We start from the raw sequence: 14,295 nt of genomic DNA, 5'->3' as shown, positions 1-14,295 counted from the left end.
TTCTGAAAAGGGAAAGAACACATTTCCCCGGAAATAATGGAGTTCAATCGATTTTAATCAACTGATTAATTAAAAAAAACCTGCCATATTTCTACAAAAAGCAAGCCGAAATTGGCTTGCTCTTAAACATGTTCATGCTCTTGTTCCTTTTCTTCGATCCATTTTTCCATCCGGATTTTATCACGGGTCAACACAGGCTTTAAATATTTCCCTGTATAAGATTCAGGCACTTCACAAATATCCTCTGGTGTTCCGTAGGTTACGATGGTCCCGCCTTTATCTCCGCCTTCAGGACCCAAATCAATGATATGGTCCGATGCCTTGATGACATCAAGATTATGCTCGATAACGAGAACGGTATCCCCATTGTCCACAAGTCGCTGTAAGACTTCAAGCAACCTGGCGATATCATGGACGTGCAGACCGGTAGTCGGTTCATCCAAGATATAAAATGAACGGCCAGTTGAGCGGCGATGCAATTCGGAAGCGAGCTTCACCCGCTGGGCTTCACCGCCTGAAAGTGTGGTTGCCGGTTGCCCAAGCTTGATATATCCTAGCCCCACATCAAATAGCGTTTGTATTTTCCGTTTGATTTTCGGGATATTTTCGAAGAAGCTGACACCTTCCTCGACAGTCATATCAAGGATATCAGAAATGTTTTTCCCTTTATATTTCACTTCCAGTGTTTCACGGTTATACCTTTTTCCATGGCAGACTTCACATGGAACATAGACATCAGGAAGGAAATGCATTTCGATCCTAATGATTCCGTCACCTCGGCAGGCTTCACAACGGCCGCCCTTCACATTAAAGCTGAAACGTCCTTTTTTATACCCACGGATTTTCGCTTCATTCGTTGATGCAAAAACGTCACGAATATCATCGAACACGCCTGTATAGGTGGCCGGGTTAGAACGAGGCGTCCTGCCAATTGGCGATTGATCAATATCAATCACTTTATCTAAATGTTCAATCCCTTTAATTTCACGGTACTCCCCAGGTCTAGCCTTGGCACGGTTCAGTTTTTGCGCTAGAGACTTATGAAGGATTTCATTCACTAACGTACTTTTACCAGAACCGGAAACCCCAGTGACCGATGTAAACACCCCAAGTGGGAATTTAACATTGACGTTTTTCAGGTTATTTTGCTTAGCCCCTTTGATTTCAATAAACCGTCCGTCGTTTTTTCGGCGTTCTAACGGAAGAGGGATGAACTTCTTTCCGGAAAGGTATTGGCCCGTTAATGATTGGGGATTATTCATGACTTCTTCCGGGGTGCCGGCAGCTACGATTTCTCCACCATGTTCACCAGCTCCCGGTCCCACATCAATCAGATAATCCGCCGCAAGCATCGTATCTTCATCATGCTCGACCACGATGAGCGTATTGCCGATTTCACGCATGTTTTTTAGCGTGTCAATCAATCGGTCATTATCACGCTGATGCAGACCGATGGAAGGTTCATCTAAAATATACAGCACCCCCGTCAGACGTGAACCTATCTGGGTAGCCAACCGGATACGCTGAGCTTCCCCACCCGATAATGTTCCTGCTGCCCGGCTTAACGTCAAATAATCCAACCCGACGTTATCAAGGAAACCAAGGCGTTCGCGGATTTCCCGTAAAATCAACTTCGCAATCGCGGCTTCTTTTTCGGTCAACTCGAGGTTATCGAAAAACTGCAAGGAGTCTGAAACCGATAAAGCCGTTGTTTCGCTTATATGGACACCTTGAATGAGGACAGCGAGGCTTTCTTTTTTCAATCGATGCCCCTTACATGTGGGACACGGATTCTCCGACATGTATTTCTGCATTTGCTCCCGTATATAATCGGAGTTCGTATCCTTATAGCGCCGTTCGATATTTCGTAAAACCCCTTCAAACGGAATATGGCCTTCCTGCACTCTTCCAAAATCATTTTTATAGCGGAAATAGATCTTATCCTTACCAGATCCCAGTAAGATTTTCTCCAGTTTCTCTTCCGGAAGGTCTTTGACCGGGATATCCATATCGATGTCATAATGAGTCGCTACAGCTTCAAGGAGCTGCGGGTAATATTGAGAACTCGTCGGCTCCCATGGCGCTATGGCATGCTGGCGAAGACTTAACTCTTTATTCGGGATGACCAGATCACGGTCCACTTCAAGCCTTGCACCCAAACCATCACAATCCGGACAGGCCCCGAATGGACTATTAAAAGAAAACATCCTCGGCTCTAACTCCCCAACAGAAAAACCACAGATTGGGCAAGCATGATCCTCACTGAAGAGTAATTCTTCTTCGCCCATCACATCTATAATGACCTTGCCATCCCCAAGCTTCAAAGCGCTTTCCAAGGAATCTGCAAGTCTTGCCCGGATTCCTTCTTTGATGACGATCCGGTCAATGATGACTTCTATTGAATGCTTTTTATTCTTTTCAAGGGTGATATCATCACTGAGGTCATACATCTCCCCATCAATCCGTACACGGACATACCCTTGTTTCTTCACTTCTTCCAGCACTTTCACATGCGTTCCTTTTCTTCCTGAAACGAGTGGTGCCAATACTTGAAGCTTTGTCCGTTCCGGATAGTCAAGTATACGGTCAACCATTTGTTCAATCGTCTGGGAACTGATTTCGATATGATGGATCGGACAAGTCGGCCGGCCGACCCTCGCATATAGCAATCTTAAATAATCATAAATTTCCGTTACGGTTCCCACAGTGGAACGAGGGTTCTTGCTCGTCGTTTTCTGATCGATCGATATCGCAGGAGATAACCCTTCAATCATATCCACGTCTGGTTTATCCACCTGCCCTAAGAATTGGCGGGCATAAGCCGAGAGTGATTCGACATAACGTCTTTGTCCTTCCGCATATATCGTATCAAAAGCCAAGGACGACTTCCCGGAACCGGATAATCCCGTTAGCACTACAAGCTTATCCCTCGGTATCGTGACGTCGATATTCTTGAGGTTGTTGGTCCTTGCACCCTTAATCACAATTTTATCCATTGCCATGTTTCGTCACCCTTCCGCTTTTAACTCTAATATTAAATCACGCAGTTCGGCAGCCCGTTCGAAATCCAGTGCCTTTGCCGCTTCTTTCATTTCTTTTTCCATGCTTGCCACCATTTTTTCGCGCTCTTTTTTCGGAAGCTTAGACAGTTTGATAGCCGGATCTTCCTGATACGCTTCCCCATCTTCAGCAACTTGCGTAGCCCGGATGGAATCCCTGATATCCTTTTGGATGGTCTGTGGTGTGATTCCATGCTTTTTGTTGAATTTTTCCTGGATTTCCCGTCGGCGCGTCGTTTCACTGATGGCTAGTTCCATCGAATTCGTTATCCGGTCAGCATACATGATGACGTGCCCGTTTGCATTCCTGGCGGCACGGCCCATCGTTTGGATGAGTGAACGTTCCGAGCGGAGGAATCCTTCTTTATCAGCATCGAGAATGGTCACCAAGGACACTTCGGGGATATCCAGACCTTCCCGCAAAAGATTGATCCCGACAAGGACATCATATTTCCCCATCCTCAATTCCCGGATGATTTCAATTCTTTCCAACGTTTTTATCTCAGAATGAAGGTACTGAACCTTGATTCCTATATCCTTCAGGTAATCCGTTAAATCCTCGGACATCTTTTTCGTCAATGTCGTAATTAAAACCCGTTCATCCCGTTTAGCCCGTTCCTGGATTTCACCTATCAGGTCATCAATCTGCCCTTCAATCGGTCGCACTTCAATGGTAGGATCAAGCAATCCAGTAGGTCGGATAATTTGCTCGACCATTTCCGGCGTATGTTCCAATTCATATGGTCCTGGAGTTGCCGAAACGAATATGGATTGATGGACTTTCTTTTCAAACTCCTCGAATCTGAGTGGCCGGTTATCTTTCGCAGAGGGTAGGCGGAATCCATGGTCCACCAATACCTGCTTCCGAGCCTGATCGCCATTGAACATGCCGCGGATCTGTGAAAGGGTCACATGTGACTCGTCGACAATCAATAGGAAGTCTTCCGGAAAATAGTCAATCAAGGTGTAAGGTGTAGCTCCTGCGGGGCGTAGGGTTAAATGACGGGAATAGTTCTCGATACCTGAACAGAAACCCATCTCCCTCATCATTTCCAAATCGTAACGGGTCCGTTGCTCCAATCGCTGTGCTTCAAGAAGCTTTTCATCTTCACGAAGTTCTGCCAATCGTTCTTCAAGTTCCGTTTCAATATTTTGAATCGCCACATTCAGTTTCTCTTCACGTGTGACGAAATGGGATGCCGGAAAGATGGCGATATGTTCCCGTTCACCAGTGATCTCGCCAGTCAGGGCATCGACTTCCCGAATCCGGTCAATCTCGTCCCCGAAAAACTCGACCCGAACGCAGTGTTCATCTTTTGAGGCCGGGAAGATTTCAACTACGTCTCCGCGGACCCTGAACGTTCCACGTTGAAAGGCAATATCATTTCTCTCATATTGAATATCTACAAGTTTATGCAGCAGTGCATTTCTGTCTATCTCCATACCAGTACGCAGCGATACCACCATCTCCCTGTATTCTTCCGGGGAACCTAACCCATAAATACAGGATACACTGGCGATGATGATGACATCTTCCCGTTCGAACAAAGAGGATGTCGCCGAGTGGCGGAGTTTATCGATTTCATCATTGATACTGGCATCTTTCTCTATGAAAGTATCAGTGGAAGGCACATAGGCTTCTGGCTGATAGTAATCGTAATAACTGACAAAGTACTCAACCGCATTATTGGGGAAAAACTCTTTGAACTCACTGTAAAGCTGCCCTGCCAACGTTTTGTTATGGGCAATGACAAGGGTAGGCTTATTGATTTGTTGGATGACATTGGAGACAGTGAATGTTTTCCCTGTCCCTGTCGCACCAAGCAGCGTCTGCATACTCTTTCCTTCTTTTATTCCAGCAACAAGCTTTTCTATCGCCGCTGGCTGATCTCCCTGTGGAGAATATTTTGAGACTAACTCAAACGTTTCCTTCACCAAGCATGGCCTCCTACTGAATAAGTTTTATATGAAAAAAGGGATATGATTTATTCCTTCTATTTATTCCGTTTAAAGAACTATATATACACATTCTACCACAATATCCTCAAAACAAACCACCGAAAAGCGAACAAACATTCTGTTTCGCGTTTTATAACCTAGCAGGTCAAAGAGTCCTTTTCATAGAAATCGAGACAAAAAAAGCACCTCTATAAATTAGGCGCTCTTGGCTGTTCGTTTCATCATTCTTTTTGATAACCAGAAACCCACCGTCAGTGATAGTGCATCAATGATTATTAATAAGTTCGTATGTGTATAACCTTTATATGCGGAAGCGGCGATCAATGCAACCGTTAGTATAAGACCTACAATATAGTTATAGGTGACCCTTGAAAATAGCATGACTAGAAGACCGGGTAATAGAAGGGCTGAAAGAAATTTAATCATTTTTTCATCTCCTTTGTAAGAGAAAAATAGAGTAGTTACAGTTTAAATGATTCCTTGTTTTTTTGCCAATCTATTTCCTGCAAAACGAACAAGCGATATACAAAAGGGAAACCCCCTTCAAGGAAGGGAGTTCACTTTTTGCATCCTATTAATATGAATCGGCGTCATGACCTTTTTCGACCGCTTCCTCTGGATTGTCCGTACCACCCATTGGTTTGGAAGACTCGGTATGTTGGGAAGCTACCGCTAATCCTTCTTTCAAACGACGGCCATAATCTTTATCGGCCTCTTCTGCAAGGGCAATCATCTTCTCTTGAATGCGTGGATCGGCAGGTGCGAGTGCATCCACTAGATTGGAGATCAATTCGTCCCTTTCCCAATCCTCGAATTCACGATACGTTTCACCTGCTTGTTTCGTGTTGCTTTGGCGATCTATCGTTTCACGGACCAGTTTGCCCTCTACAAAAGGGGTATACTCTTTACCCGTCTGCTCAGCCTCTTTCAATCCTCCTACAGTCGATGGTTCGTAGTTGATATGAGGACTTTGGTTTCCTCTACCCACTTCATACTGCATTTGGCCGCCCGTTTGATTAGTCGCCGTCCGTTTTTTCGGTGCATTGATCGGCAGTTGCAGATAATTTGCACCTACGCGATGACGTTGTGTATCCGAATACGAGAATGTGCGGCCTTGGAGCATCTTATCATCCGAGAAATCCAACCCGTCTACAAGGACTCCCGTTCCAAAAGCAACCTGCTCGACTTCAGTGAAATAATCTTCCGGGTTCTTATTCAAAACCATCGTGCCGACATGCAGCCATGGGAATTGGTCCTTTGGCCAAATCTTCGTATCATCCAATGGATCGAAATCCAGTTCAGGATGGGCATCATCACTCATGATTTGTACATTTAGATCCCATTCTGGGTAATCCCCACTTTCGATTGCTTCATATAAATCCTGTGTAGCATGATTGAAATTCGTCGACTGAATCTCATTCGCTTCTTTCTGCGTCAAGTTTTTGATCCCTTGCTTTGGTTCCCAATGGTACTTGACCAGGACTGCTTCCCCCTCTTGATTCACCCACTTATACGTATTGACCCCGGAACCTTGCATCATGCGGTAGCTAGCCGGAATGCCCCAAGGCGAAAATAAGAAGGTGATCATATGGAAGGTTTCCGGAGAACTTGAGCAGAAATCGAAAATCCTTCTGCCATCCTGAATGTTTGTAACAGGGTCGGGTTTGAAGGCATGGATCAAATCGGGAAATTTCATGGCGTCGCGGATAAAGAATATTTTGAGGTTGTTCCCTACTAAATCCCAGTTTCCATCTTCCGTATAAAACTTAACGGCAAATCCACGAGGGTCACGTAATGTTTCAGGGGAGGTTCCCCCATGAATGACCGAAGAAAACCTGACGAAGACCGGTGTTTTTTTACCCGCTTCTTGAAAGACCTTTGCTCTCGTATATTTAGAAACCGGCTCGTCTCCCGCCTTGCCTGTCGGAACAAAATATCCATGTGCACCTGCACCTCGTGCATGTACCACCCGCTCCGGAATCCGCTCTCTATCGAAGTGACTCATTTTTTCCAGGAAGTCGTAGTTCTCTAATGTACTTGGTCCCCTGTTTCCAACAGTCCGGATGCTTTGATTATTCGTTATGGGGTGCCCTTGTCGGTTGGTCAAGGTTTCTTCCGATTCATTATTCGTCTCTTTTGGTTGATCAGACACTAAATTTCCTCCTTTGTAAATATCATCCATCACTCCAACTAACATCCCCAATTCCTCAAACTTCACTCACATTAATTCAAAATTCTTCAATTAATGTAAATTACGTTCTAATTACCTACAAAAAGTTCCAAAAAACACCTACTAATTGATGTGAGTATATTGTACTATTATTAATGAATCTCCTTCACACTATCGCCAATGCTACCGATAAAAATCATGGAGATTACTCCAATGAAGGCATCTCCGCAGTATATGTGCACTTATATTCACTTACCAAGTCTGACCCAACCACTGGATGAACCATAACCATTCGATTATTTCAGCATAATTTAAAGGAGCGAGCTTTAATGAAAAGAAGAATAATCACCTTATTTGCAGCAACCTTGGTTTTTTTGACGATTTTCTCGTATCCACACGCCACCGATCAAGTTCAGGCCGCTTCCAAAACGGCCAAAGTTACAGCTAGTTCCCTCCATATAAGAGAACAACCTAAGACCACCGCAAAATCTCTGGGCTTAATAAAAAAAGGAAAAGAAGTGACGATCTCTTCACAAAAATCCGGATGGTCGAAAATCAAGTATGGAAAACTAACGGGCTGGGTTTCCACCACGTATTTGGACGAGTTAGGTTATGTGACAGCTTCCTCGTTAGTATTAAGAAAATCAAATAATACAAGCAGCAAGTCTCTCGCAACCTTACCTAAAGGAACCGCCGTAGAAATTAAATCGACCAAAGGCAATTGGCTACAAATCTATGTATCTTCCAAAAAGAAAACCGGTTGGGTTTCTAAAACATACATATCTAGTTCCAAGCCTACAGCTACCGCTAAACCGGCAGCTGTCAGCACAACCAAGTACTATGTTACAGCCAGTTCATTGTATGTCCGTAAGTCTGCCAATACCACGTCAAAGAAGCTGGCGACGATCAATAAGGGCGCTGCCGTTACCTATATTAAAAAATCGGGGAACTGGGCAAACGTGAAGACGGCATCCGGCGTGACCGGATGGGCTTCCTTAACCTATCTATCTAAGAAAAAACCTACTGCATCTCCTTCAGCCGTTAAGCAAACGACTTACTATGTAACAGCTGCCGAGCTATATGTAAGGAAATCGGGTAACTCAAAAGCTGACAAAGTCACCACTCTAAAAAAAGGGGAGGCTGTCACGCTTTATGAAGAGAAAGACAAATGGGGAAGAATCAAAACGGCTTCCGGGAAAACAGGTTGGGCTTCCCTTACCTATCTAGCAAAAACCAAGCCGAAAGAAACAAAACCAGTAACAACCACACCACCTAAAGTAGAAGCACCTACAAAAGAAGAACCTGTCAAAACCAAGCCAACCAAATACTATGTCATTTCCGACTCGTTGAACATTCGCAATGGACCTTCGGCAACGAATAAAATACTAGGGGCCGTCGATAGAAGTGATAGTGTCATAGTGACGGAAACACAAGGAGATTGGGGCAAGGTCGAAACACAATCCGGTTTGGTAGGATGGGCCTCCCTCACGTATCTGTCGAAGACCAAACCGAGTGATGGATTTAAAGGCAAGGTGATCGTCCTTGATCCGGGGCATGGCGGGTCTGACCCTGGGGCATCCGGGAAAAATAATCGGGAAAAGGATTTAACTCTTTCCACGGCTAAAAAGCTGAAAGCCAAATTGGAGGAGGCCGGTGCAAAAGTCGTCATGACACGAACAGGCGATACGTATCCCTCTTTAAGTAAGCGAGTGGAAATCAGCCAGGCCAACAAACCCGATGTCTTTATCAGCATTCACTATAATGCTGGTCCCAGCTCAGCCAACGGTATTGAAACATTTTATCTAGCATCGAATGTCAATGAAAAAGAGCTCGCACAAACCGTACAAGCTGAAATCATTAAAGAAACAAAATTGAGGGACCGCGGTGCCAAAACGGGGAACTTCCAAGTCATCCGGGATAACAAGCAAGCTGCGATATTACTAGAATTAGGGTTCATCTCCAATTTGGAAGAAGAAAAGCTCATTGCCACGAGCGCCTATCAAGACACGGCTGTCACTGGTATCTTTAATGGGTTGAAGAAATACTTCAATTTATTTTAATGAATCAAAAAAGCTTTGGAGGGATTTACCTTCCAAAGCTTTTTTTTAGAAATTTAAGAAACCGCATACCCAGTTTTGCAAATAGGAATGTTTCCCCTTTATAATTAAGAGTGGATTATGATAAAAATTTTAAAAGTGAGGTGCCTTCATTGAACATATTAGGAAGATTAAGCAAGATGATGACCGGAACAATTAGCCGTTGGGTTGTCATCGCCATCTGGATTATTGCGACAGTGCTGTTAACCTTCACGTTACCGGCAGTGAACGATAAAACGGAAAATGTTCCTACTGATTTACCTGCAGACTCAGATTCTGTCGTAGCGGATGAACTGATAAAAAAAGAATTCCCTAATTCCTCAGGGATACCTGCCTTGCTTACATGGCATCGGGAAGGTGGACTGACTGATGCAGATTTAGCTGAGATTCAAAACCTTTCCAAAGAGCTTACAGAAAGTCCCTTAAAACAGCAATCCTTCTTACCTCCTCTTCATAATGCTCCACTGCCCGCACTAAAGGGCTCTGTTTCTGAAGATGGTACGACTTTCGTACAGCCCCTCTTCTTTGAGGAAAGTGCCGGGACAGCCGTTTTGGAAAAAAATATTGAACGCATCAATAAGTTAGTAACCGAACGCGTCGGTACGGACCCTTCAAAGGTTAAAATCGACTCTGAAGACCTGTCCCTTCGTGTAACGGGTCCTGTCGGGATCTCCGTCGATGCGACTGGATTATTTGCCGGTGCCGATATTCAATTACTTCTGGCAACGGTTATACTCGTTCTTGTCGTCTTATTACTTATTTATCGCTCACCACTTTTAGCGATCATTCCATTAATCGGGGTCGGTTTCGCTTACCTTGTCACAAGTCCTATCCTAGGATTCATGGCAGACCACGGCTGGATTACAGTCGATGCGCAGGCCATTTCGATTATGACCGTATTGCTATTCGGGGCGGGAACCGATTATTGTTTATTCTTGATATCCCACTACCGTAGTGAATTGAGAAGACACGAAAGCAAACGAGAAGCCATGATGGCTGCCTTTAAAGATTCTTCAGGCGCCATTGCGATGAGCGGTCTGACGATCGTCGTCTCCCTATTAACATTGCTCGTGGCTCAATATGGTGCTTATCATCGTTTCGCCGTACCATTCAGCTTATCCATATTAATCATGATGATTGCTGCCTTAACTCTCGTTCCTGCACTACTTTCTGTTTTCGGCCGGGCCTCTTTCTTCCCGATCGTTCCACGTACACCCGAAATGGAAGAAGCACGCGCGAAGAAAAAGGGCAAACCCGTCAAGATACACAAAGAAGGCGGACGCATTGGAAAATGGATTGGGAATATCGTTACAACCAAGCCGTGGACCGTCATCCTTACTTGTCTGATTCTTTTCGGCCTTTTAGCTGGCTATTCATCACAAATAAAATATTCCTATGATATCCTCTCTTCTTTCCCAGAAGACATCAACTCGCGTGAAGGGTATACCGTCATTTCCGATGCCTACTCACCTGGTGAACTTGCACCAGCTACAGTCGTCATCGATACGGATGGCAAGGATATCGATTTAACGGATTCCCTGAAGGATATGAGCCTGATCGGAAGTGTCTCAGAACCTGTAAGGAGTGAGACCAATAAGGATTTACAATCCTATGAAGTCAAATTCAATATCAACCCATACGATACAAAAGCAATCGACGCCATTCCGGATATACGCAGTTCCGTAGAAAAAGAACTGAAAGATGCGAAGATCTCATCCGTTGATGAAAAAGTATGGATTGGCGGCCAGACAGCCGAGCAGCACGATAAACGCGAAACGGTCAAGGCAGATGAATTCTTGGTTTTCCCAATCATCATCGTCTTGATTTCATTGCTACTGTTAGCCTACCTTCGTTCCGTAACAGCCATGGCTTATTTAATGGGAACGGTTATCCTTTCCTTCTTTGCCGCTATGGGCTTAGGCTGGATCATCCTTCACCACTTCATGGGTGTGGCTGCAATTGAAGGCACGATTCCGTTGTATTCATTCGTATTCCTTGTCGCCTTAGGAGAAGACTACAACATCTTTATGGTATCCAGCATATGGCGCAAGAAGAAGACGATGCCAATCAAGCAAGCCATAAGAGAAGGTGTAACCGAAACAAGTGGCGTCATCACTTCAGCCGGCATCATCTTGGCAGCTACATTCTCTGTGCTCGCTACGTTGCCGATTCAAGTGCTTGTCCAATTCGGACTCATTACCGCACTCGGTGTACTGATGGACACATTCATCGTTCGCCCATTCCTAGTGCCGGCGATTACCGCTCTGCTTGGTCGCTATGCTTTCTGGCCAAGTAAAGCCCCGATTCACGAAGAAAAAGAACGTTCTAACTAAGAGTTTCTTTCTTAGACCTGTGTCCGCACACATGCGGCACAGGTTTTTTCATTTTCTAAATAAAGGAAAAAACGTTTGACTCTGGAACCCCCAGCTCATATAATTACAATATGTTAAATTATCTCAAATTAAAGATATATGAAGTGGAGGAATATACAAAATGGCTAAAACAAAATGGATAGTCGACCCTACACACAGCGCCATAGAGTTTTCTGTAAAACACATGATGATTGCAAAAGTAAAAGGAAGTTTCAATAAATTTGACGCCAACATTTCTGCAGACCCAACCGACCTAACAACAGCGGAAATTGATTTCACCGTCGATTTGTCCAGCATTGACACTCGTAATACAGACCGTGATAACCACCTGCGTTCTGCTGACTTCTTTGACGTTGAAAAGAACCCGGAACTGATATTTAAAGCTACAGACATCAAAAAAACGGATGACGATGAGTATGCCGTAACCGGTGATGTCACGCTTCATGGAGTGACAAAAGAAGAAACATTCGTTATGACATTCGAAGGGCAAGGAAAAGATCCATGGGGTACGGAAAAAGCAGGATTCAGTGGCAAAGGCAAGGTGAAACGCAGCGACTATGGTTTAACCTATAATGCTGCCCTGGAAACGGGCGGGGTACTGATCGGGGATCAAATCACCATTTCCATTGATATCGAAGCCGCAAGAGAAGCGTAAAATGTTTCATTAATAAACCCCCAATGAGCAGAGCAACCTGCCTTTTGGGGGTTTCCTGTGAAAAATCGTTCAATAACTGGATTTAGAAAAAACAAGCGTATGCTTATCCTGTTTATCTTTGTAACTCATATATAATTTTTCCCCTTTTATTTCATACAACAGAGTATCGGAATGCTTTAATCCTGCCCATTCTGCAGGTACATCAAAATCTGCTTCATCCCCGGTCTTCATTTTCAGAGATTCCCCATCATATTGTGTAATCTCTCCTTGGATGCCCGGGTTCCCCGCTTCAGCATCATACAAAGAAAATCTCCCATTTTTCTCGATGTCAAACGCGTAAAATCCCGTATAACGCTTTCCATCTAAACTCATTTCTTCCCCATGCCACTCCCCTATAAGGTCAACGGGGGCAGAACTTTCCTTTCTCCCGTCTTTCCCACCTGGTTGACATCCATATAAGAACAAGCATGATAATACTATCAAAATACTCTTCATACTCTTTATACTCTTCATCTTCATCGTCATATCCCTATTCGCACCTTCACTTTTCATTTCGTCTACCCATATAAGAAACCACCTAGATCTATCATCTAAGTGGTTTCAGTTACTATTCAGAAAGATCCGGCCGTTTCTATCCTGCTTGGCCACTCTCTTTCAATTGATCATCCACAAAAAGGATGCCCAATTCATAATGTTCCCCTTCAAATAAGGCCCGTTGCACAAAGCGCATTTGTTGATTAATGCCGATGACCTCGAGCTTACAATAGGCCCGATTCTTTTGCAGCGCCCGGTACAACTCTTCTTCTTCCCTGACGACAACCCCATTGATCTTTGAGATGATTTCACCCTTGACCAATCCCATCTTGTCAGCCGGTGATTCAGGGATAACGCCTAGAATCTGGACGCCAAGCTTGCTTTTCGAAAAGTAAAACGGTTGCTTTTCGTCCAAATTCTTTTGCGCATAATGGATGAATTCCCGACCAAGGATCGCTAAAACAGCTGTTATGATTGCCAATAGTGGGTACCAGTAGCTTACGACCGCCAAGACTGTAATCAATATGCCAAGTGTCCCTACCTGCTTACCTTGGGCCTTTATTGCCTGTTCCGGAAGCGATCCATGAACCTTCTGCCTAAATCCAATCAAAAATGGCAGAACGATTGGAGAAACGAACACTTCACCAATGGAGAATACGGGATACCAGTCAAAAGGAACGGGCAGTTCTCCCCCAGGAATCAGTACGAACATCGGAATCAGCCAAATACGTTGCGAAACATAAACGCCAATCGGCTGCCCGCGCTTCGAAACCTCTAACTGCGGTGATGCCTTTTTACTGCCTTTCTTAACGATAAGAAAACCTTCCGCAATCAACAAAAGCCCAATCAATATCACAAGTGTCGGATAAACCGATTGATTCAGTTGGTCAAATGCATCCGTGAAAATAGGAAGTGCCATATCCTTACCATTTAGAAAGAAAAGGATAAAGAACGTGACACCCAACGTATAAACAGGTGATACCAGTCTCCTTTTCATGGTCAAGACGGCTAGGACCGAGACTGCCGCCATGATGACCACCGCCGCCATCGGTATGACAAGGCCAGACACCAGCGCGAGGAGTGACAGAATCACCCCAGTGACGATTCCCTGTAGAAGCAAAGCCCGAAGCTCCATGGTTTTCCTATAAATCTTCGTATTGAAATCACGGCGCTCCCGTTTAACCCGAAGATAGCCGATGAATAAACAATAAGCAATGGAAACGTAAAGCAATGGATGAAGGAAGAGTTTTCCCAATCCTATTAAGCAATCAATAAGCCAATCCGTTGTCAATTTCTCTCCACCATCCCTATAAGTGATTAAAAGTATGTATCAATCGTTCTAGTCAGTTACTTCCTATTCTATCAAATATGTCAGCTTTCTGCCTATTAAGATGTAGAAAAAACTGTATCCGCTCTAATAGATGAAATGAAATTATCCCCTTTCCTGCCA

9 protein-coding genes are annotated in these 14,295 nt (G+C 44.3%); 3 read left to right on the top strand and 6 right to left on the bottom strand.

Annotated elements, in window-relative coordinates; translation table 11 throughout:
- Positions 1-122: 122 nt before the first annotated feature.
- From uvrA to ACQKL6_RS01330, 4 genes are all read right to left on the bottom strand, one after another.
- The gene (gene uvrA, locus ACQKL6_RS01345) at positions 123-3,002 is read right to left on the bottom strand and encodes an excinuclease ABC subunit UvrA (RefSeq protein WP_427650367.1); all 2,880 of its coding nucleotides are present in this window, start codon (positions 3,000-3,002) and stop codon (positions 123-125) included.
- A 6-nt stretch (positions 3,003-3,008) separates the two neighbouring features.
- Positions 3,009-4,994, bottom strand: a complete 1,986-nt coding sequence (gene uvrB / locus ACQKL6_RS01340; RefSeq protein WP_427650365.1) for an excinuclease ABC subunit UvrB — start codon at positions 4,992-4,994, stop codon at positions 3,009-3,011.
- A gap of 219 nt (positions 4,995-5,213) precedes the next feature.
- Positions 5,214-5,444 carry a DUF2198 family protein gene (locus tag ACQKL6_RS01335; RefSeq protein ID WP_402870665.1) on the bottom strand — a complete coding sequence of 77 codons (231 nt, stop codon included), beginning with the start codon at positions 5,442-5,444 and terminating at the stop codon, positions 5,214-5,216.
- Positions 5,445-5,592: 148 nt separating this feature from the next.
- Complete coding sequence (locus ACQKL6_RS01330; protein WP_427650363.1) at positions 5,593-7,170, bottom strand: catalase; 1,578 nt, start codon at positions 7,168-7,170, stop codon at positions 5,593-5,595.
- 347 nt (positions 7,171-7,517) lie between these two features.
- Here ACQKL6_RS01330 and ACQKL6_RS01325 point away from each other — a divergent pair, with 347 nt between their 5' ends.
- The 3 genes from ACQKL6_RS01325 (at position 7,518) to ACQKL6_RS01315 (ending at position 12,311) form a co-directional block, all read left to right on the top strand.
- Complete coding sequence (locus tag ACQKL6_RS01325; RefSeq protein WP_427650361.1) at positions 7,518-9,248, top strand: SH3 domain-containing protein; 1,731 nt, start codon at positions 7,518-7,520, stop codon at positions 9,246-9,248.
- Positions 9,249-9,424: 176 nt separating this feature from the next.
- Positions 9,425-11,617: an MMPL family transporter gene (locus ACQKL6_RS01320; RefSeq protein ID WP_427650496.1), complete on the top strand. Its 2,193-nt coding sequence runs from the start codon at positions 9,425-9,427 to the stop codon at positions 11,615-11,617.
- 160 nt (positions 11,618-11,777) lie between these two features.
- Positions 11,778-12,311 (top strand): YceI family protein, encoded by a 534-nt coding sequence (locus tag ACQKL6_RS01315; protein ID WP_402954577.1) that lies wholly within the window; start codon positions 11,778-11,780, stop codon positions 12,309-12,311.
- Between the two features lie 69 nt (positions 12,312-12,380).
- Here the strand turns inward: ACQKL6_RS01315 and ACQKL6_RS01310 are convergent, their stop codons facing one another.
- Both ACQKL6_RS01310 and ACQKL6_RS01305 read right to left on the bottom strand, forming a co-directional pair.
- Positions 12,381-12,863 (bottom strand): hypothetical protein, encoded by a 483-nt coding sequence (locus ACQKL6_RS01310; RefSeq protein ID WP_427650360.1) that lies wholly within the window; start codon positions 12,861-12,863, stop codon positions 12,381-12,383.
- Positions 12,864-12,942: 79 nt separating this feature from the next.
- Positions 12,943-14,136, bottom strand: a complete 1,194-nt coding sequence (locus ACQKL6_RS01305; RefSeq protein ID WP_427650358.1) for a PDZ domain-containing protein — start codon at positions 14,134-14,136, stop codon at positions 12,943-12,945.
- Between the last annotated feature and the right edge of the window lie 159 nt (positions 14,137-14,295).

This window comes from Peribacillus sp. NPDC097197, from assembly GCF_050278025.1.
Lineage (GTDB): Bacteria > Bacillota > Bacilli > Bacillales > DSM-1321 > Peribacillus.
This window is presented reverse-complemented; position numbering and strand designations above follow the sequence as displayed.